Source organism: Sphingobacterium prati, assembly GCF_013167215.1.
Lineage (GTDB): Bacteria > Bacteroidota > Bacteroidia > Sphingobacteriales > Sphingobacteriaceae > Sphingobacterium > Sphingobacterium prati.
Genome location: NZ_JABJWY010000037.1, coordinates 290,106 through 310,817 on the forward strand (window position 1 = coordinate 290,106; position 20,712 = coordinate 310,817).

Consider the following 20,712-nt stretch of genomic DNA (forward strand, 5'->3'; position numbering starts at 1 on the left):
TTTTCGTAAAAGCAGATGTACCTACGATCCAATAGGCATAAGGATGGGTATTCTCTGCTTTTTGTCGCTTATTTGAACAACTCTTTGAACTGATAGCTTGATATCACGGCAACAAATCTTTACTTTTGACAGATACCAAAGTAAAGAGATCAACATGTCATCTATTCTTATAAAATCTGCGCAACTTGTTAACGAAGGTAAAGTTGAGGCCGCTGATGTATATATCAGCAATGGCCGAATCGAAATGATCGCACAGGAGATTAATCATCCTGCGGATCAGGAAATCAATGCTGAGGGGCTACATCTGTTTCCGGGATTAATTGACGATCAGGTTCACTTTAGAGAGCCCGGGTTAACTTATAAAGCCGATATATGGCATGAAAGTCGCGCTGCGGTAGCAGGGGGGACAACCTCGTTCATGGAGATGCCTAATACCGTTCCCAATACCTTAACACAGCAACTGCTTCAGGATAAATATGATATTGCTGGAAGGAATGCATTAGCCAATTACTCTTTCTTTATGGGGGCAGCTAACGATAACTTGGAAGAGGTGTTGAAAACCAATCCGCGTGATGTTTGCGGTATAAAGGTGTTTATGGGATCGTCCACCGGAAATATGCTGGTGGATAATGAAAAAGCATTGGAGGGTATTTTTGCAAACTCGCCCACGTTGATTGCCACACACTGTGAGGACGAAGCAACGATCAAGGCCAATCTGGCAGCATTCAAGGAAAAATATGGTGAAGATGGATTGAAGATTGAGATGCATCCGTTGATCCGTTCTGCGGAAGCTTGTTATTTGTCTTCATCCAAGGCTGTGGAGCTGGCTAAAAAGCACCATACCAGATTGCATATTTTACACATATCAACAGCAAAAGAAATCGATTTATTTCGGAATGATATTCCATTAAAAGACAAGAAAATCACAGCCGAAGCTTGTATCCATCACCTTTGGTTTTCTGATCGGGATTACGCAACAAAAGGGAATTTTATTAAATGGAATCCTGCTGTTAAGACTGCCAATGATCGTGATCATATTCTTAAAGCGGTATTGGATGGGCATATTGATGTGATTGCAACAGATCACGCGCCCCATACAATCGAAGAAAAAACGCAGCCTTACGCGTCAGCGCCTAGTGGAGGTCCTTTGGTTCAGCATGCTTTACAAGCGTTATTGGATATGGTCAAAGCGGGTAAAATGACGCTGGAACAATTGGTTCAGAAGTCAGCACACAATACGGCGACATTGTTTCAGGTCGAAGATCGCGGCTATATCCGTGAAGGCTATTGGGCGGATCTTGTCCTCGTGGATCTAAATAAACCATACACCGTTTCAAAAGAGAATATCCTTTCTAAATGCGGATGGTCTCCATTCGAAGGGCATACGTTTAGTTCAACGATCGAACATACAATCGTATCCGGTAAAGTAGCATTTTCTAAGGGAGAAATTATTGAGAAAGGAGCTGGCGAGCGTTTATTGTTCAATAGATAATTTATCGGAATATGCAGAAAAGGGCATTTATAAAATCAATTGCTTTGGGCGCAATGGGCATTCCGGTATTGGGGGCAGAACGATCCGTACAAATTGTGGAAGGGTTAACCGGGGCAGCTACTTTGCTTGCCAAGAGGTTACATCCTGGGGACACCATTGGTTTGATAACACCAGCGGGCGTATTGGATGATGAAGAATCGATCATTATCGCTCGCGAGATCTTTGAAACATTGGGTTTTAAAGTGAAAGAGGGACAGCATATCCGTAGCCGTTATGGCAACTTAGCCGGTACAGATCAGGAGCGTATTGCCGATATACATGATATGTTTGCTGATAAGGCTGTCAAAGCAATAGTCTGTATAAGAGGGGGCTCGGGAACTTCCCGTCTTCTGGACAGACTTGATTATAAGATGATTGCCCAAAATCCTAAAATTTTGCTGGGCTATTCAGATATTACAGCATTAATTCTGGCTTTGTACGCTAAAACCGGACTTGTTGCTTTCCATGGTGCGGTTGGTATAAGTACATGGACAAAGAAGCTCGCCGATGCGTTTAATGCACAATTTGTAGCGAATAAACCTGCGGTATTTGAAAACCCTAAATCAAAGGGGGATAATATTGTACAGACTAAAGACCGCATTGCCACAATTTCTCCCGGTACTGTTAATGGTGTACTGCTCGGTGGGAATATGACCGTATTGACCGGATTGTGTGGTTCGCCTTATCTACCCGACTTTAGAGACAAAATACTTTTTATTGAAGAGGTGGATGAAGATATGGAACGCGTTGACCGCATGTTTTGCCAGTTAAAAAATGCGGGAATATTGGCTGTGATCAAAGGTTTTATCTTCGGAAAGTGTACGAATTGCAAACCGTCAGAGGGCTATGGCTCTGTGACATTGGACCAGCTGTTCAATGATTATATCAAGCCCTTAAAGGTGCCTGCTTATAGCGGTGCTGTCATTGGACATATTGCCGAACAATTTATCCTTCCGGTAGGGGCAAAGGTGAGAATGGATGCATCGCATGGAACGATTACCTTACTTGAGGCGGCCTTAAAAGATTAAGATGAATTTAATAAAAGAAGATTTTATCAAAGCCTTTTCTTTATATGAAGAAAAGGCTTTGCAATATAGACGATTTAAACATGCGGCTATTTTGCAGCTTTTGGAACGAAAAGAGATCCGTAAACAGCTTGCGATAGAGGAGATCGGAAAGTCAGTAGAAGATCGTTCGATTTTTAGACTGAAATACGGACAGGGGTCAGTAAAGGTACTGTTATGGTCGCAGATGCATGGCGACGAACCTACAGCAACGATGGCATTATTCGATCTGTTTAATTTCTTAAATGGGGAGGAGGATGGCTTTGATACCTTGCGAAAGGAGATAGCGGAGAAACTGACTTTATACTTTATTCCGATGTTGAACCCTGACGGTGCTGAGCGTTATCAGCGGCGGACTGCCATGGATGTGGATATGAACCGGGATGCGCGTGCGCTTGCAACTGTGGAAGGGGCCCTGCTGAAAGCGCAGGCGATGTTACTGAAACCAGACTTTGCTTTTAATCTCCATAATCAGAATAATTACTACAATATTCCAGGCAGCGCTACTCCTGTAACAATTTCTTTGCTGGTACCAGCCTACGATTATGCGAGAAGTGTCAATAGGGTTAGGGCGGATGCCATGCGGCTAATCGTTGGGATAAACAAGATATTACAGGAGTTTATACCGGATGCTGTAGCGAAGTATGATGATGAGCATACACCGCGTGGTTTTGGAGATAATTTCCAAAAATGGGGTGCGCGTACCATTCTGATTGAATCAGGAGCCTACGCTGGTGATCCTGAGAAACTGGAAGTTCGAAAACATAATTTCATTGCCCTATTACACGCCTTTCAGGAAATCGCTTCAGGATCCTATCTAGTACATGATATTGCAGATTACAACGCAATTCCTTTTAATGACGAAAAGCTTCATGATGTTTTGATTCGAAACTTATCCATCGAAAAAAATGGTAAAAGGATGCTGGTGGATGTGGCTATTCGACAAAATGAAAAAACTGTAGCGAGTGACTATTACGTAGAAGGAGTGATTGAGGATATTGGTGATTTGCAAGATTTCTATGGATATACCGATATTGATGTCGAAGGACTCCAATTTATTCCCGCAAAACTGTATACTGACCAGGTATTTTCACTGGCGGAGTTAACCTTACCTATTGTGATTGAGTTGTTGAAACAGGGCTATGGGGCGTTACAGATTTCTGATAGGCCCGAAGGTACGCAGCTGCATGATTTTCCGATTCAGATCTTAACAGATGCCAGTTTTCACTATGCAGGTAGCCTCTTTTTTGAAGGGCAAGCTGACTTTTTTATCGGCTCCGAAGATGGAATTCGATTTGCATTGATCAATGGCTACCTATTGGATCTGACGATTAATCTAACTGAGCAAAATTTTAAAAACAAACTTTATCAACCTAATTAAATTCAAAAAGGCCACTAATACTGGCCTTTTTGAATTTAATTAATCTAGTATCCGGGGTTCTGCTGTTCCTTCAATGTCGGATTGGCATTGATTTCGGATTGAGGGATTGGCAGGATATATTTTTCAAAAGTTCGGTCAATTTCCTTCGGACGGGTTTTGATCGTTAACCCTTGAAAGTCATCATTGAATATGATTTTCTTATTGAGCCGGATCATATCCCAGTATCGATGCCCTTCACCGAACAGCTCTTTGCTTTTTTCATTGAGTATGGCATCTTCGTTGACCGTGGCCGAAGAGAACGCAGGACGGTTCGGAGAGCGTTTACTGATAGCATTTAATAATTCTGCCGATTTTGCGGGATCTGCGCTTGGCTTTTTTAATGCCGCCTCTGCAGCAATGAGGTAAATTTCAGAAAGCCTGATTACTTTGATATTCACGGCCGTATTATTTGTGTTTCCTTTGTCCCCAAGTGAATTTAGTGGTAAGGAGGTATTGGTATTTACACTACCTAGATTTTTATAAACGGCTCCCATACGTGTTGCCGAACTTTCGTCTCTTCCCAAAATTGCCCAGCGCACATCATTGTTATCTTCTTTCATGCGATTGAGGTAATAATCACTTGCGTAGAACATTCCACCCTGTCCACCCGTTCTTCTCATCAGGTAATAACCCAAGCTTGCTGTGCCTAAGTCAGCTTCGCCTTCGTTAATGCCAAGTTCATAGATAGACTCTGTGCCATACATGCTCGCCCAGGAAGACGCCCATTTCTCATTCTCATACAATTTATAGGTACCGCTTGTGATCACCTCATTTGCTTTTGAATAAGCATTTTCATAATCTGCCATTGTCAAATAAACCCTGCTTTGTATCGCTAAGTTCGCATAATAATTGATATAGCCGTTGTCAATAGCTTTATTTGCTCCAAGCAGCTCTTGGCCAGTTTTGAGATCTTTTAGAATCTGGGTGTAGACTTCCGCTACAGTTGCTCTGGCTGGTTTATTGTTATAGGATGCTGGACTGATAACGATGGGAACCCCCAGAGAAGCTTTATCCTGTGTATATGATTTTCCGTATAAACGTACGAGGTCAAAATAGAATAGAGCCCGTAAAGTAAGTAACTGCCCCTGTGCATTTGTATATTGCGCTTTGGAATCTGTAGCTACTTGGTCAATTTTTTCTAATACGTCATTTGTCTGGGCGATACAATAATAAATCTGTGACCAGAAGCCCGAAAAGTTGTTTGTTTCCGCATCTTGATTAAATGAATACAGTTGGTCAAGTCCTCTTCCTTGGGAATAAACCGTTAGATCGCCACCCTTGACCTCGCCATACAGTTCAAAATTTCGACCGTAATAACTTGATGAAGCGATCAGTCTGCTTAGCCCATTGATTCTATTGCGGGCATCACTGGCCCCATTAAGTGCTGTCCCTGCATCGATGGAATTGCCCGGCTCAACGTCTAGAAAATCCTTGCAGCTGCTGAAGGATGTTAATAAGGCCGCGGCTATAATAGATATTTTAAATATTTTCATTGTTTAAAAGATTATGGATTAAAAACCCAGTTCTATACCAAATGTGTAGGTTTTGCCGAGAGGAGTTTCCCAACCACGTGTTGCATATTGTCCAACTTCAGGATCGGCGATTTTATACTTGGATGCAGTCAATAAATTAGTTCCATTGAAATATACACGCGCATTGCTAAATCCTATTTTGTTCAAAACAGTTTTAGGCAACCTGTAACCAAAATTGATGTTTTTTAATCGGAGGAATGAAGCATCGTGTAATTGTCTGGAGCTATATTTTTGAGGGTCAGTCAAGTCGTTTCCGTCTAATTTCGGTAAGGTTCCGGATGTATTGTTTTCGGTCCACATATGTTCAAAAGCATATTCCGAGCGAATTCTTTCCCAGTAATAACCATCATCAGCTACATCTTTAAACGCTCCATCATATAATTTACCGCCAAGTTTGTATATAAAATTGAACCCAAGATTGAAGTTTTTGTACTCAAAATCAGTATTTATACCGCCGCTAACATTCGGAATACCATTTCCGATGATTGTATAATCGGCTTGATTAAAGTCATAAGTTGCTTTTCGACCATTATAATCAAATATACCGGAACCCGTGTTGCTGTTATTGGTATAATAGACGTTTTTGCCATTGGTCGCGTCAACGCCTGCCCATTCGTAACCATAAAACGCGAGTGTCGACTGCCCTTCTCTATAAATAAATTGCGCACGGGCATCACCGCTCCCTTTCGTATCATTTCCCACTGAGCCAGTAGGATCATACCAGATAATATCCTGGTTGTCATTTAGCTTTTGGACTTTTGAATTTATGAAAGCTGCATTTACATTGGCACTCCATCTAAAATCATCTTTTTTGATAATGTCACCTGCTAATTCAATTTCGATTCCTTTGTTATTGATCTGTCCTACGTTTCTCAATACCGTGCTGAATCCAGTTGTTTGTGACGTTGGGACGTCCTGTAATAGGTTTTTGGAGGTACGATTGAAATATTCTACTGACCCCGTGATTCTGTTGTTTAAGAATCCAAATTCCAGTCCGGCATTGGTGGTATAAGAGGTTTCCCAGGTAATATCCGGGTCTGGGTTAGAGACAAGGTTACCTCCCGGTTGTCCTTTATAATTGAAGTTGTTAAAGGATACAAGCCTTCTCCATCCAAAATTGTCCGTTGGTAAGGTTCCGTTGACACCGTAGGAGGCCTTCAGACGCAATGTACTGATTGCATCGTTTTCACGCAAGGAAGGAAGGCTTTTCAGGCTATAAGCACCCGATATCGACCAAAAATCTCCCCATCGGTTTTTCGGACCTAGTTTTGAAGAACCATCACGACGATAGGAAGCCGCTAAAAAATAAGTGTTGTCATAATTGTATTCCGCCCTTCCGAGGAATGACATCAGGTTATAACCCCAGCTATACGCATTGGCTTCAAACTTACCCGCCGAAGAAATGTAAGGAAGCTCGGCAGAACCCAAACCACGACCAGTTGTACGCATAAAATCTGTCTTATTTTTTTCAGCCTCAAATCCGGCAAGTAAGTTTAGATTGTGCTTATCAAAAGATTTATTATAATTTACAGTACTTGAACTCACCAATTTCAGCATATTGGTGTTAAATTGGTGCACTACACCACCATCGCTGATACCATTGAAATGTTTAGCGCTATAATATAGATAGTCCTTCATGTCCGTATAATCATACGAGAATACAGTTTTTGCGGTCAATTCAGGAAGAATCATCCAGGTTAGGTTGCTGATAACACCCAGCTTATTTGTTTTTGAGTTGTTATCCCATTGCTGATCATAATAATCTGCATTGTAGGCATAGCTACCATAGCGGTCTGTCCAGGCTTCACCCGTTTTATAGTTTGTAGGCCAGTATAATGGCCAAAGGAGATTTCTGGATTGTAGAAAATAGTTCGATCCTGTATTGCGGGTGTCGTTAAAACCTTTTTTCTTGTTGTGACCGATATTGATATTCGTTCCAAATTCAAGGTTATCAACGATTTTTTGCGTTAGATTGAGACGACCTGAAATACGTTCGAACTCATTAACCTTAATTCTACTTTTATCTGTGGTGTAACCTAAAGAGGAAAAGTATTTCGTTGACTCAGTTCCCCCTGAAAGTGAAAGATTGTTGTCCTGATAGATCCCCGTGCGAAACAGCGCTTTATCCCAATCGTAATATTTTCCTTCACGGTTTTCAATTCCATCAGTCATTCCCAAAATGCTAACATTGCTCATTCTTAGGGGATCATTGACTTCAAATCGATAACCATGTCTGTTAAATTTGTTATTTAGCTGTCCAAGGGCGTAAATACTGGCATCCCCATCGGTATAATTTACACCAGTTTTTGGATTGACGTTTGACGTGCGGTAATCATGAAATATCTGATACAGCATATTAACTTGATCCTGAGGCGAAGCTGTTTCGTAATTGTCTGTTGCCCAGGTTGGCGTAAAGCCGATGGAACTTTTAAAATTGACCGCAGGTTTTCCCGTTTTGCCCTTTTTTGTCGTTATTAAGATGACACCATTTGCTGCTCTGGAACCGTATAGGGAGGAGGCCGCCGCATCTTTTAGTACAGTAATCGTTTCAATGTCATCAGGATTGAGATTTCCCATAACATTGTTTGATGTGTAGATGTAGTCCCCCATTTGGCCTCCCGAGCCGGAATTGGCAGGAACACCATCTATGACATAGAGCGGTTCGTTCGAAGCATTCATAGAGCCTACGCCCCGGATACGAATGCTAGGTGTTGAGCCTGCCTGTCCAGAGGGAGTAGAAACTGTCAGACCTGCAACGCGCCCACTTAGGGCACTTTCAAATGAGGTTGTAGGAACGTTATCTATGTCTTTGGCTTTTACTGTTGCCGCAGATCCAGTATATGTACTTTTTTTTGCCGTACCATAAGCGACAACCATGACCTCATCTAAAGCCTGTTCGCCACTTGTAAGAGTAATACTAATCGTTTTTCGTCCATTGATCTGAATCTCCTGTGCTTTATAGCCGACAGCAGATAGCATTAGTGTAGCATTTGAATTTGCATTAAGGGTGAATAAGCCTTGTTCATTGGTCGATGTCCCTTGGCTGGATCCTTTGACATTTATGGTAACTCCACTGACGGGATTACCATTGCTGTCTGTGATTTTCCCAGCAATCTGAATCTGTTGTGCATATAAAGACTGCATCGAACTACAGGCTATGAGACACAACGTTGTGAGCACATGTTGTTTCATAAGAGTTTGAATTGATTAATTTAGTTTGTTAATATGTTGGTTTTATCAGTTGTTGATCTCAACACCGACAAAGGTTCAATGCAATGTTCTTCTTATAAGACAAAAAAACATTGCATTGAATATAATCTTATTTTCTTAAAATTCCAATTCCCGGACGGTTCGGTAAGATGCAGTTGCCATCGATTACCGTCATGCCATCAAAGATATCGTTATCGATCAGGAGTGCCCCATCTAAATCTGCCCAATCGGTTAGTGGTGCCAATTGTGCCGCTGCACTGATGGCACATGAAGTTTCGGTCATACAGCCGATCATTACTTTCATTTCAAGGGAACGCGCAAGTTCGGCCATCCGCTTGGCTTCACGCATACCGGTACATTTCATCAGCTTGATATTGATGCCGCTGTAGACACCTTTTAAGCCAGGTACATCAGCCAATCGTTGACATCCTTCGTCAGCAATAGTGGGTATTGGACTATGTGCCGTCAGCCAGGCATTATCGTCAATTTGTTCTTTGGGCATCGGTTGTTCGAGGAAAGCGACGTTTCGCTCGGCCAGCCAATGTGCCATTTCCAATGCCTGTTCCCGAGTTTTCCAGCCCTGATTGACATCGGCACATAAAGGACGATCAGTCACCTGGCGAATGGTGTCAATAATCATTTTATCGGTATCCAGTCCCAATTTTACTTTTAGAATCTTAAACTGATCTGCTTCAGCGACTTTTTTGCGGATCATATCCTCCGTGTCGATGCCGATTGTATAAGAAGTTGGCGGGATAAGATCCGGATTTAACCCCCATATTTTATAGAAAGGCTGGCCCATAACCTTACCAAGCACATCATGCAGGGCGATATCTATCGCCGCTTTTGCGGCTGTATTCTTTGTTGCTATTTGATCTACATAGTGCAGGATTTCTTCGGTCTGGAAAGGGGAGTTGAATGCTGATAAATCAATTTGATTTAAGAAAGCAATAACACTTTCCTGTGACTCACCAAGGTAGGGTGGCATGCTGGCCTCACCGTAACCGATAACACCTTCGTACTCCAACTCGGTCAATACAACAGGTGTTGTGTTTCGGCTGTAGGAAGCGACGGTAAAAACATGGCGCAGTGTTAGCGTATATGGACGAAACCTTAACTTAAAGGTCCCAAAGTCCTTGCTGATCCATTCAGATTGATTGCTCATCATGGTTTATTTGTTGATATAGTAATTACTTTCAGCGATTTTTTGAATTGCAGGATCCTTGGCACCTAAATAACGACGGGCAGCAACAACGGTACGTGTCTGAAAATCGTCGTAATCAGCAGCATCTTTTAACATGCTGTTAATGCGAACCAATCCTGCAGCATGGATAAAGGTGCCATTGCCAATATAGAGCGCTACATGGGTTACACGCGCGTTGGGATTACTATTTTTGCCAGCTGCAAAGAAGAGTAAATCTGCAGGTTTCAGGTTTTTGAGCGCTTTGTCAGGGTCAAAATGCCCCTCGCTATCCAAGATATCTATCTTTTCGCCCGCTAAAACCTGCTGTGATGCATCTCTAGGGATAACGAAGCCATTCATAAAGAAGCTTGTCTTGGTAAATCCGCTACAATCGACCCCTTTGACCGATGTGCCCCCCCACAAATAAGGTAGTCCCAACATGGTCTTTGCACTTGCGATAATATCGTCAGCGGTAGGATTACGTGTATCCAGCCAATTTTTTAACGTTAGGCCTTCAGATTTCTTGATATAACCTTTGCGGCCATCGGGGTAAGCGATTTCATAAAAACTGCCTTTGTGCCCAGTTAATTTCAAGATATCTCCGTATACAAGATCCGATACCCGTTGGCTTTTTTCATTGGGTTCGGAATAAGATTTTCCGAATTCAGTGGTGTAGATCAACTTTTCTGATTGTCTCCAGTTGTCAATCTCGGTCTGGTCCATGACAGTTATTGAAGATGCTGGCACCCAGGCAATATAACCATCAGGTGTACGTACCCGGTATTCACCGCTTTTCTTCTGTAGCAGATCTACTTGTGTGCCCAATAAAACTTGGCTTGTCAGTTCTGCGGCATTATCCGGGGAGGTACGCATGTTGGCAACTGAAAGTCTGATTACTCCCACAGTTTTGCCATCAACACTAGCGTCTGGTAAAAGTTGAACTTGGATATTCGCGGATATTTCTTTTGCTTTTTGTTCCAGAACAAATTTAGCATCTTTTTCGGTTGTTTCGAGAATATATATATTTTGGGGAACATCCGCTTTTTGAATAGCCACAATTTTCGTTCTCCGATCAGGTGCAAATTCACGTTTTACGTTTTCTTGCAATTCTTTGATTTTGAAATAAGTGGTGGAATCTACTTGCTGTGCATGGCCATGACTTGTGCCAATAAGACTTGCACATGCTAAAATAGCGAATTTTAGTGTGTTTTTCATGCTGATTAGTTTGTTTCTAAAGATAGGATTAATTCACAATATAAATCAATGTTTGTTGTCGATTTTTAAGTGATTCGAGTATTGTGTTGCTAAAAAACGAACCTTTGGGCTTAATTTTAATTAATTTGTCTATTTGCTAAAACCATTTTGTATTATTGCTTATTGATCGCAAAACCACTGATTGTTTTTGAATCTCATTGCTAAAAAAGCAGGTTGGCGATTGTGAACTGTGGTAACGAGTTTAAAAAAAACAAATTATTCATGCTTGTAAAATGCCGGATGGTGGAGGCAAACAGGTTATTAAAAGACAAATAGTTTATATATGAGTTCTAGACGTAATTTTATTAAGCAAGGTTTTATGGCTGCTACAGCTATAGGTACCCTGAGTGCATTTGATACAAAAGGGCTGACGATTGCATCCAATGATGAGGTGAAAAAATATCCGATTGTCATATCAACCTGGGATTTTGGGATAGCGGCAAATAAAGCGGCCTGGGAGATCTTATCGAAAGGTGGAAAAGCTCTTGATGCTGTTGAACAGGGGGTACGGGTACCCGAAGCAGACTTAAAAAATATGACCGTAGGCAAAGGCGGCTACCCAGATCGTGATGGACATGTGACCCTAGATGCCTGTATTATGGATGCTGATGGTAATTGTGGTGCTGTGGCTGGTATGGAAAAAATCGGACATCCGATATCGGTGGCCCGCTTGGTTATGGAAAAAACTCCACATGTCATGCTTGTCGGTGAAGGTGCATTGCAATTTGCGTTGGAAAACGGTTTTCAAGAAGAGAATTTATTGACGCCCGAGGGAGAGAAAGCCTGGAAGGAGTGGTTAAAGGAGAAGAAATACAAGCCAGTCGTTAATATCGAAAATAAAACTTTTGCTGCGGAGCGCCTGCCGGGCAACCAATACAATCACGATACCATTGGTATGTTAGCCTTGGACGCCAATGGCAATATATCGGGAGCTTGTACAACAAGTGGAATGGCATTTAAAATGCATGGACGGGTGGGAGATAGCCCGATCATCGGAGCTGGATTGTATGTTGACAATGAAGTTGGTGGGGCTACGTCGACTGGGGTAGGTGAAGAAGTTATCCGTAATGTAGGCAGCTTTTTGGTGGTCGAATTAATGCGTCAAGGTTATTCCCCTGAAGATGCTTGTAAGGAAGCTGTGATGCGTATTGTGAAGAAAAAGCCTGCAATTGCCAAAGAGATACAAGTTGGATTTTTGGCGATTAACAAGAAGGGTGAATATGGAGCCTACGCATTGCAGGAGGGATTCTCTTATGCCGTTTGCGATAGTAAACAGCAAGATTTATTGATCAAGGGAAAACATTATTATTAATAATTAGAATTAGGTGTGAGATTTTAGATAAGAGATTTGAGACAAAGGATTAAGGTTTGAAAAAAAACGATGGCGAGTATGCTAACGCTTATAAAAACCAAAGTCTAAATACTTATTACTAAATATAGAATACGTGTTTAAATTTGAGTATTAAATTTAATATTGATTATCTTTGTGTGAGTGTTGTAGAAGTAAAAAAATAATATAACGAGCATGCCTAGGGCTTATAAAATTAAAGTCTAAATACTCAATACTCATTACTAAATACTATAAAAAATATGAAAGCAACATTTGGAGGTGGATGTTTTTGGTGTACGGAAGTGATCTTCCAAAATACCGAAGGAGTGACATCCGTATTGCCCGGATATATGGGAGGTCATGTAGACCATCCTACTTATGAGCAGGTATGTACAGGTACAACCGATCACGTAGAAGTGGTGGAGTTGGAGTATGACGATGAGTTGGTCAATTACGAGGATCTGTTGAAAATTTTCTTCAAAACACATAATCCGACAACATTGAACCGTCAGGGTAATGATGTGGGTACGCAGTATCGTTCTGTAGTCTTCTATCATAACGAAGAGCAGGAGATCTTAGCGAAAAATTTTATTGATGAGTTGGAAAACGAGGATATCTATGAAGATCCAATTGTAACAGCGGTAGAACCGGCGTCAACATTTTGGCTGGCCGAAGATTATCATCATAATTATTTTAATGATCATCCTGAGAATCCGTTCTGTTCGGTGGTCATTGCGCCGAAACTCCAAAAATTCTTAAAAGAATTTAAAGCCTAAATTAAGGTTTTATATGGGGAGCTTTGTGTCAAATGCGGAGAAGATGACGCATTGTTTATGAGAAGGGCGGGAGCAATCTCGGATCAATAATAGAAAAGGCTCGAATATCATATTCGAGCCTTTTTTTATTCGTATTACTTATTGAAAAATGCTGTTAAAACATTTCCATTTGCCCCTTGTCATCAATTTGGATGTCGTCAGGATTAGTAATTTCTAATTTGATATCATCTTCTTTTTTATCTTTAGCGGCATCCGCTGATATTTCATCAGTTGCTGCATCGGACTTGGTCTCTCCGGATTTTGTTTCGCCACTTTCTGAAGCGACTTCTGCTTTTTCCTTTCCTTTTTCACTCAGATCTTCATCAGCTGTGATCAAAGTGACAGATTTTACGGTATGGAAGGACAGGCGGTTGCCTTGCGCCTTTATACCCTTTATGTCAATAATCTCAGTCAAGGATTGTTCCAGTGTTTCCTCCGTTTGTGATTTACCTTTCAGGATGTCCAATCTGACCGTAGGCTCAGCAGCATTGCTCATAAGCACTAATTTTGAACCGGGTTCTTCGTTGATAAACGAAATACGTTTCCCAATGGGCTGGTCATCAAATTTAAAACGTTTGACAAAATAAGTGCCGCTCTTACCATCTTGATGCACTACTGTATAGATATGTTCTGGGTAGAATTTTTCAATACGGATCATTTTCTCATCAAAGTGGTTGCTCAGGTCGAAGTTTGATAACTCGTAGCTGCCGTCGGAAAGTACAATCAATATTTTATCATCGCCATCAAATTCTCCTAAATACTGGCCGCGTTCATCGGCATTCAGACGTTTCATTATGGTATCATACCAGATTTTTCTTCCGGCGAGAGTGGAAATACCTGAGCTTTTAAAGGCAATTTTCTTAACGGGATATTTAGAAACAATATTCCCTTGGGAAGCCCGGCCTTTGATGGCAATTTCAGCGAAATCCATATCGAAATTCAATTTACGTAATTTCGTGTGAGGTTTGAGCTGTATATTGACCACTTCGGCTTCACCATTTGGATTAGCGGTGAAATATAAAACCTTTGATCCTTTTGACCCTTTGGATACATCATATTCCTTATCGCGGGTAACGCCGACAACAGAGAAACGTTTGATATAACTCGTACCAGTTTCCCCTTCTTTATAGATCACGTTGTATATAGTACGTTCGTCGCCTTTTTTGAAGACTGCTACGTGGATAATCCCTTTTCCGACAAATACTTTATCCTGGATTTTGCTGACGACATATTTGCCATCTTCGCGGAATACAATGATATCATCGATATCTGAGCAATCACAGACAAATTCATCTTTCTTCATTCCGGAGCCGATGAAACCTTCTTCGCGATTGACGTAGAGCTTCGCATTGGCTAACGCAACTTGTGTTGCCTCAACCTTATCAAAGATGCGTAATTCAGTCTTGCGCTCGCGATCTTTGCTGTATTTTTCACGTAGTTTTTCATACCATGCAATGGCATATTCCGTCAATTGACGCAAATGGCGCTTAACTTCCTTGATTTCATTTTCGAGCGTCTTCATCGTTTCGTCTGATTTTTTTACATCGAAACGCGTGATACTACTCATTGGTTTATCGATCAGTTTCTTATAATCCTCAGGAAGAATTTCACGATAGAACTGTTCAAAGAATGGCTCAAACAAGCGATTTAAAACCTGCACGACAGTGTCAAAGTCACCGGCATTTTCATAATCAGCGTGTTTGTACATCCCCTCTTGGATGAATATTTTTAATAAGCTATTGAAGAATATTTTTTCCTGAAGATCATTTAAACGGATCTCCAGTTCCCGCTTCAATAAATTTTTGGTGTTTTTGGTGTTTTCAATCAAGATGTCATTGACACTCATAAAATGAGGTTTCTCATCCTTGATGACACAGGTATTTGGCGAAATGGAGACCTCGCAGGCCGTGAAAGCATACAAGGCATCTATCGTAACATCGGGCGATATTCCCGGCGCTAAATGCACGATTATTTCAACGTTTCCCGCTGTGTTGTCTTCAATTTTCTTGATTTTGATTTTACCCTTTTCATTGGCTGTCACTACACTTTCGATCAAGCCTCCCGTAGTAGTGCCAAAAGGAATTTCTGTAATCGCCAGGGTCTTTTTATCCCGTTCCTCGATTTTAGCGCGTACCCGGATCTTTCCACCGCGTTGTCCTTCGTTGTAATTGGATACGTCGGCCATACCACCTGTCGGAAAATCGGGAAGAATATTCGGACGTTCGCCGTTCAGTACCTGAATTGAGCCATCAATAAGCTCAATAAAGTTGTGCGGCATAATCTTGGTTGCCAACCCCACAGCAATACCTTCAGCTCCCTGGGCCAAGAGCAATGGAAATTTAACAGGTAAAGTGACTGGCTCACGGTTACGTCCATCGTAGCTCTGTTGCCATTCTGTCGTTTCGGGATTGAAAACAACTTCATTCGCGAATTTAGAAAGTCGTCCCTCAATATAACGTGGCGCTGCCGCCGAATCACCTGTGATCGGGAATCCCCAGTTACCCTGACAATCGATCAGCAGGTCTTTCTGTCCTAATTGAACCATGGCATCTCCGATGGAAGCATCTCCATGCGGGTGATATTTCATGGTATTACCAATCACATTGGCAGCCTTATTATATCGTCCATCATCCATTTCCTTTAGGGAATGGAGGATACGACGTTGTACGGGTTTCAAGCCGTCATTTATATGGGGTACAGCTCTATCCAAGATCACATAGGACGCGTAATCCAAAAACCAGTTTTCGTACAGCCCAGACAAAGGTATTGTCTGACTTCCGCCCTCTGTTTTTCCTGCTCCTAGTTCTTCTTGATTATCTTCCGTTGGGAAGTTTGTTTCGTCACTCATTTACTCAGCAATAGATTAAATTGTACAATACAGATATGTTCGAAATTTTATTTTCTTCGAACGTGTAAAAATACAAAACCATTTTGTTTTATCCCAGTGAAAGTATAAAAAGTTAAAAAAATTAGTTTTTAAAGCTAACATAATTAGTTTGGGGCGAAATGTTCGACCAAATCATACCAATAACAGGGGATATTCCAACGGTCAAAATCAAACTCTTCGGTGACCTGAAAACCCACTTTTTCCAATACATGCCTTGATCCTTCGTTTTCGGTATGTGTAATGGCATGGAGCTCAAAATGGGTCAGGTGCTCGCGATAATACTGCATACAGGCTAATGCTGCTTCAGTGGCATATCCTTTGCCCCAGGATTCTACCCTAAAACGATAGCCTAGATCCAGGAATCCGATACGTCCATTTTCCAATTCATCAATATATTTAAATCCCGTCCAGCCGATCCATTGATTGCTTGATTTTTCAATAACTCCCAGCCGGCCAATACCATATTTTTCATATTGTTGCTGAATGAGAGCGATCGCTTTTTCCATTTCTTCGATGGATTGAACCGGCTCTTTATTGAGAAAAGTATGTACCTCAGCCTGCGAATCCATTGCAAAAAAATAGTCTCTATCGTCCATGCTTATCGGACGGATGATTAGGCGTTCGGTTTCTAATGTTGGTAGGTATTTTTCCATCTGGTATAGCTTAGGTTTTAGCGGAGTTTAAAGCCACAGTTTATCAATATCTTTTTTCAATATTTTATCTTTCATTTCTTCTTCAAAATCACCGAACTGTTCTTTTTTAACAGTCTTGCTGATCCGGCCTTCTTCTAATACCAATATCTCATCACAGGTATCCTTTAGTGTCGAAAATATATGCGATGAAATCAGGATGGTTTTGCCCTTTGCTTTAAGACGTAGTATGATTTCGGTCAGGATAATACTGCTTTGTAGATCGATTCCGTTAAAAGGTTCATCCAGAATGTAGAAACTGTTGTCCTGGAGCAGGGTGGCTGTCAGTGCCAATTTCTTTTTCATTCCTGTCGAATAAGAACTCGCATACTCTTTTAATGGTAATTCGAAGATATTCTTTTCATTGAGATTCTTAATAGATTTTCTACGGGCGTCAGTAAGGAGATAGATATATTCTTCACCTGTCATTTTTGATAAAAAATAAGGATCTGAGGTGAGATAACCTAAATAGTTCTTTAATGGCTGTAAGTTCGCGCTGATCCTTCCCGAAGCTGTTTCCAGACCTGCCATACAGCGAAATAAAGTTGTTTTTCCAGCACCGTTTTCGCCTACGATACCATAGACTTTTCCGTCCTCAAAAGTAAAGGTCACCTCATGTAAGACCTGATGCTGGCCAAAGGATTTACTGATATGAATAAGCTCGATCATAAATAGTTTTTAAGATTTTTGAGGGCCTTAACGTAATAAAAAGGCAATAGGGCTACTATCAGGGGATAGAAACTAAAACACAATATCAGCACAGAGACCTCAGGAAAATTGATCTCTCTCGGATAAGCGACATATTTTAAGGTAATGGCAAAAGGGAGCAGGAATAATATGCCACCCAAAACAATTAATGCATTAAACCATTCTGATGAAAAAATAAAGGCATATGTCAGTAGGAGTGGCAGGACAAACAAAAGACATTGCAGCAGTCCACGTCTAAATTTACGCAGTAGAAATCCAGCAGGTGTTTCTCGACTGTTCCATAGATAAAACACAGGTTCAGGCAACTGATAATAGAGTGTACAAGTCAGGGCTATACCGCTTACACAAAATAGAACAAGGTTGGGATTCGTGACATAAAAACCAATTGCTGCCAGTAGATACAAAAGGAGAATCAGCAGGTAACTCCTTCGGAATCCAATAGTAAATTCAAACGGTTTCTTTGCGAAGGGAGTAGGGATAGATTTACCAAAAGCTTTAAAAGTCAAAAAGGCAAATAGGAGTGCCAGCAAGACGAGCACGACGGCATAGCGCCAAAGACTTTGAGATAGTAATATTGTAATGGATGGTAAGGTCATTATACCATTTTCCAGTAGTCTGATGTTGTAAAAATCTTTTTTACTAAACGTATTTTTTAGAAAATCGTTCCTGTTTTTTTCTGCCAGGAGAAAGAGTAACTGAAAATTGCCCAGGAGTATGGCATAACTTCCAAAGACGGGATACTGCAATAAAAGATAGTAAGCAAGATAACTCGCTATCAATAGCAAAAATGGAGCAACAGCCAATGGAAGCCCCGTAGCTTTAAATTGTCGGGCCAGCAGTTTATATTGAAGCTTTAAATAATTATTTATCATTTGCTTATCAATAGTCCTGAACGTGATGCTATCATGACCTAGTTAGTCTGCTAATTATCATAACTATAGGTCGGATGATTTGTATTGTGAACTTTTTTCGAAGTTATGAAAATCTGATGAAAAAGATGATACGCTGATCGCAGCAAGATGTCCCATCTCATATCTTTAATCTTTTATCAAAAAGTAAGATTTTCTTTGCCAATTAAGCATATAAAATAAGGCGATCAAGAGCACAAAAGCGTTTGCATACATAATTTGTGGAATGCGGAGGATGATGTCAGCATAATACAGTCCGGAGAGGAGAGCTCCCAGACCAATTCCTGCTTCAAGCGAAATATACATGGTCGCGACTGCTTTGCCCCGATGTTCAGGGATACTAAGGTCAATGGTCCAGGCATTAATAGCCGGAGAAAGAATACCTGTTCCTATACCATAAATACTTGCCCCGGTCATTAGACCAATAAAGCTGTCTTCTAGGCCGATAACGACCAATGCGATAGCGATAATCACTAAGCCTGTGATAATAACTTTTGGCCTCCCGTAGCGATCGGAAACCTTTCCCGAAACAAAGCGTATCATGACGGATGCGATCGTGAAGGCCAGAAAGAAAAGGCCCTTATTTTTAAGTCCTAGATGCTCACTCCAATCGGGGATAAGCGTAAGGATCACACCGTAGGCGGTATAGGATAAAAATGTAACTATTCCAGCGGGGAGCGCGCGCCATTCTATAATATCTTTTCGGTTTATTTTGAGCATGGAAAGGTTGAATTTCTCCTTTTTAACTAAGGTCTCCTTCATATTGATTACGATCAGGATTGATAACAATGCCATGAAAGAAGATGAGTAGAACATGACATTAATCCCAAAAGCGTCAAAAATTGCACTCCCGATCGCGGGACCTACTGCTGTTCCGATGCTGAATGCAAGACCATGCATACCCAAGGCCTCGCCCCAACGTTTTTGAGGGACAAGATCCGCGACATAAGCCGAGGTTGAGGTGGGCTTAAAGCCAGTAGAGAATCCGTGGATTAATCGCAGAAAGAGAAAACCAGCGACAGTAGTTAAAATCGGATAGAGAAAGCCACAGATAAAACAGACAATAGATCCGATGGCCATGACCGGAACCCGGCCCCAGCGATCAGTCAGTTTACCGCTAAATGGTCTTGAAATACCCGCGGTTAACGTAAATAATGCTATGATCAGGCCTTTATATTCAGCTCCACCCATACTACTGAGGTAGTTGGGTAGCTCTGGAATAATCATGTTGAAACTCGATGAAAATAAGAGTGAGCTCAGGCAAAGTAAAATAAATTGAAGCGTATAGATGGATTTCTGTTCCGAAGGCATTTTAAAACAATTGTCGTGCGTGAATAATCTTCAATCAGACAATATCGTGAAAGACACAGATGCTTTTTGAAGAGTTGGTCAAAGATACATTTTTTTCAACGATTAACTGTTTCTATAGTAACTGTTGCCGGACGATCTCACTACAGAATATCGTTGTCGCGACCGCAACATTGAGCGATTCCGCTTGACCGATGCGGGGTATGGTCACTGCCTGATCTATTAAAGTTATTACTTCTGAACTGATACCATTGCCTTCATTTCCCATGACAATCAATCCTTCTTTACTCCATTCGGTTTGATAAATGGATTGCCCATTGAGAAGTGCCCCGTAGACAGGTAAGTCTGTTGAGGAAATAAATTCATGGAGATCCACATAATAAATCTGTATCCGTGACAGTGAGCCCATTGTTGCCTGTACGACTTTTGGATTATAGGCATCGACTGTCCCAATAGAGCAAATGATGTGTTTGATCCCAAACCATTCTGCTGTACGGATGATGGTTCCTAAATTACCAGGATCCTGTACATCATCTAGCACTAGATTGAAACAATTCCTCAGGTCGTTGACCTTGATTTGTTGTTGTTCAGGGAGCTTGATCAGGGCAAGAATACCTTGTGGAGATTTTAAGGTACTAATCTTTTGAAATTCAGTCTCGGTCAGTTGATGCGATTTTATATTATGCGAGATTTTACCCACTTTTGTGTTTGCGTCGTCTGTATAAAAAATGGATTCAACCTGGTAACTCGATGAGATAAATTCCTGCACTGATTTTATCCCCTCAACAATAAATAAACCATGTTGTTTTCTATACTTTTTATTTTGTAGAGACGTTATTAGACTGATTTGCGCTTTTGACAACATTTTTATTG

The 20,712-nt window shown here is 41.1% G+C and carries 15 protein-coding genes; 5 read left to right on the top strand and 10 right to left on the bottom strand.

Annotation, left to right across the window (positions count from 1 at the left end; all coding sequences use genetic code 11):
• The first annotated feature begins 154 nt into the window (after positions 1-154).
• Genes HPC41_RS19140 through HPC41_RS19150 form a run of 3 tightly spaced genes read left to right on the top strand, consistent with a single transcriptional unit; the run spans position 155 to position 3,976 of the window.
• Positions 155-1,492 carry a dihydroorotase gene (locus tag HPC41_RS19140; RefSeq protein WP_172395616.1) on the top strand — a complete coding sequence of 446 codons (1,338 nt, stop codon included), beginning with the start codon at positions 155-157 and terminating at the stop codon, positions 1,490-1,492.
• Positions 1,493-1,503: 11 nt separating this feature from the next.
• Entirely contained in the window at positions 1,504-2,559 is a 1,056-nt protein-coding gene (locus HPC41_RS19145; RefSeq protein ID WP_172395617.1) for a S66 peptidase family protein, read from the top strand.
• Position 2,560: 1 nt separating this feature from the next.
• Positions 2,561-3,976 (top strand): M14 family zinc carboxypeptidase, encoded by a 1,416-nt coding sequence (locus tag HPC41_RS19150; RefSeq protein WP_172395618.1) that lies wholly within the window; start codon positions 2,561-2,563, stop codon positions 3,974-3,976.
• 44 nt (positions 3,977-4,020) lie between these two features.
• Here the strand turns inward: HPC41_RS19150 and HPC41_RS19155 are convergent, their stop codons facing one another.
• From HPC41_RS19155 to HPC41_RS19170, 4 genes are all read right to left on the bottom strand, one after another.
• Positions 4,021-5,508 carry a RagB/SusD family nutrient uptake outer membrane protein gene (locus HPC41_RS19155; RefSeq protein ID WP_172395619.1) on the bottom strand — a complete coding sequence of 496 codons (1,488 nt, stop codon included), beginning with the start codon at positions 5,506-5,508 and terminating at the stop codon, positions 4,021-4,023.
• An 18-nt stretch (positions 5,509-5,526) separates the two neighbouring features.
• Entirely contained in the window at positions 5,527-8,739 is a 3,213-nt protein-coding gene (locus HPC41_RS19160; RefSeq protein ID WP_172395620.1) for a SusC/RagA family TonB-linked outer membrane protein, read from the bottom strand.
• A gap of 127 nt (positions 8,740-8,866) precedes the next feature.
• Entirely contained in the window at positions 8,867-9,925 is a 1,059-nt protein-coding gene (locus HPC41_RS19165; RefSeq protein ID WP_172395621.1) for a dipeptide epimerase, read from the bottom strand.
• A 3-nt stretch (positions 9,926-9,928) separates the two neighbouring features.
• Complete coding sequence (locus HPC41_RS19170) at positions 9,929-11,155, bottom strand: C40 family peptidase (RefSeq protein ID WP_172395622.1); 1,227 nt, start codon at positions 11,153-11,155, stop codon at positions 9,929-9,931.
• A 322-nt stretch (positions 11,156-11,477) separates the two neighbouring features.
• Here HPC41_RS19170 and HPC41_RS19175 point away from each other — a divergent pair, with 322 nt between their 5' ends.
• Together HPC41_RS19175 and msrA are read left to right on the top strand one after the other, a co-directional pair.
• On the top strand, positions 11,478-12,506 hold the full coding sequence (locus tag HPC41_RS19175; RefSeq protein WP_172395623.1) for a glycosylasparaginase: 1,029 nt from the start codon (positions 11,478-11,480) through the stop codon (positions 12,504-12,506).
• Between the two features lie 278 nt (positions 12,507-12,784).
• A complete protein-coding gene (gene msrA, locus HPC41_RS19180; RefSeq protein ID WP_172395624.1) occupies positions 12,785-13,300 on the top strand; it encodes a peptide-methionine (S)-S-oxide reductase MsrA in 516 nt (171 codons plus the stop codon).
• 154 nt (positions 13,301-13,454) lie between these two features.
• Here the strand turns inward: msrA and HPC41_RS19185 are convergent, their stop codons facing one another.
• The 6 genes from HPC41_RS19185 to HPC41_RS19210 all read right to left on the bottom strand — a co-directional run bounded on the left by HPC41_RS19185 (position 13,455) and on the right by HPC41_RS19210 (position 20,704).
• The gene (locus tag HPC41_RS19185) at positions 13,455-16,187 is read right to left on the bottom strand and encodes a DNA gyrase/topoisomerase IV subunit A (protein ID WP_172395625.1); all 2,733 of its coding nucleotides are present in this window, start codon (positions 16,185-16,187) and stop codon (positions 13,455-13,457) included.
• Positions 16,188-16,330: 143 nt separating this feature from the next.
• The gene (locus HPC41_RS19190) at positions 16,331-16,879 is read right to left on the bottom strand and encodes a GNAT family N-acetyltransferase (protein WP_172395626.1); all 549 of its coding nucleotides are present in this window, start codon (positions 16,877-16,879) and stop codon (positions 16,331-16,333) included.
• A 27-nt stretch (positions 16,880-16,906) separates the two neighbouring features.
• Positions 16,907-17,584 (bottom strand): ABC transporter ATP-binding protein, encoded by a 678-nt coding sequence (locus HPC41_RS19195; RefSeq protein ID WP_172395627.1) that lies wholly within the window; start codon positions 17,582-17,584, stop codon positions 16,907-16,909.
• Entirely contained in the window at positions 17,581-18,495 is a 915-nt protein-coding gene (locus tag HPC41_RS19200; protein WP_172395628.1) for a hypothetical protein, read from the bottom strand. The genes HPC41_RS19195 and HPC41_RS19200 overlap by 4 nt, the downstream gene beginning before the upstream one ends.
• Positions 18,496-18,660: 165 nt before the next feature.
• Positions 18,661-19,842, bottom strand: coding sequence for an MFS transporter (locus HPC41_RS19205; protein ID WP_172395629.1), 1,182 nt, complete (start codon positions 19,840-19,842; stop codon positions 18,661-18,663).
• A gap of 112 nt (positions 19,843-19,954) precedes the next feature.
• Positions 19,955-20,704 (bottom strand): TrmH family RNA methyltransferase, encoded by a 750-nt coding sequence (locus HPC41_RS19210; RefSeq protein ID WP_172395630.1) that lies wholly within the window; start codon positions 20,702-20,704, stop codon positions 19,955-19,957.
• Positions 20,705-20,712 lie beyond the last annotated feature (8 nt).

Coding starts and splice junctions, on each gene's coding strand:
- HPC41_RS19175 (WP_172395623.1), top strand. CDS start 11,478: ATGAGTTCTAGACGTAATTTTATTAAGCAAGGTTTTATGGCTGCTACA.
- HPC41_RS19185 (WP_172395625.1), bottom strand. CDS start 16,187: ATGAGTGACGAAACAAACTTCCCAACGGAAGATAATCAAGAAGAACTA.
- HPC41_RS19140 (WP_172395616.1), top strand. CDS start 155: ATGTCATCTATTCTTATAAAATCTGCGCAACTTGTTAACGAAGGTAAA.
- HPC41_RS19190 (WP_172395626.1), bottom strand. CDS start 16,879: ATGGAAAAATACCTACCAACATTAGAAACCGAACGCCTAATCATCCGT.
- HPC41_RS19210 (WP_172395630.1), bottom strand. CDS start 20,704: ATGTTGTCAAAAGCGCAAATCAGTCTAATAACGTCTCTACAAAATAAA.
- HPC41_RS19200 (WP_172395628.1), bottom strand. CDS start 18,495: ATGATAAATAATTATTTAAAGCTTCAATATAAACTGCTGGCCCGACAA.
- HPC41_RS19155 (WP_172395619.1), bottom strand. CDS start 5,508: ATGAAAATATTTAAAATATCTATTATAGCCGCGGCCTTATTAACATCC.
- HPC41_RS19170 (WP_172395622.1), bottom strand. CDS start 11,155: ATGAAAAACACACTAAAATTCGCTATTTTAGCATGTGCAAGTCTTATT.
- HPC41_RS19145 (WP_172395617.1), top strand. CDS start 1,504: ATGCAGAAAAGGGCATTTATAAAATCAATTGCTTTGGGCGCAATGGGC.
- msrA (WP_172395624.1), top strand. CDS start 12,785: ATGAAAGCAACATTTGGAGGTGGATGTTTTTGGTGTACGGAAGTGATC.
- HPC41_RS19195 (WP_172395627.1), bottom strand. CDS start 17,584: ATGATCGAGCTTATTCATATCAGTAAATCCTTTGGCCAGCATCAGGTC.
- HPC41_RS19150 (WP_172395618.1), top strand. CDS start 2,561: ATGAATTTAATAAAAGAAGATTTTATCAAAGCCTTTTCTTTATATGAA.
- HPC41_RS19205 (WP_172395629.1), bottom strand. CDS start 19,842: ATGCCTTCGGAACAGAAATCCATCTATACGCTTCAATTTATTTTACTT.
- HPC41_RS19160 (WP_172395620.1), bottom strand. CDS start 8,739: ATGAAACAACATGTGCTCACAACGTTGTGTCTCATAGCCTGTAGTTCG.
- HPC41_RS19165 (WP_172395621.1), bottom strand. CDS start 9,925: ATGATGAGCAATCAATCTGAATGGATCAGCAAGGACTTTGGGACCTTT.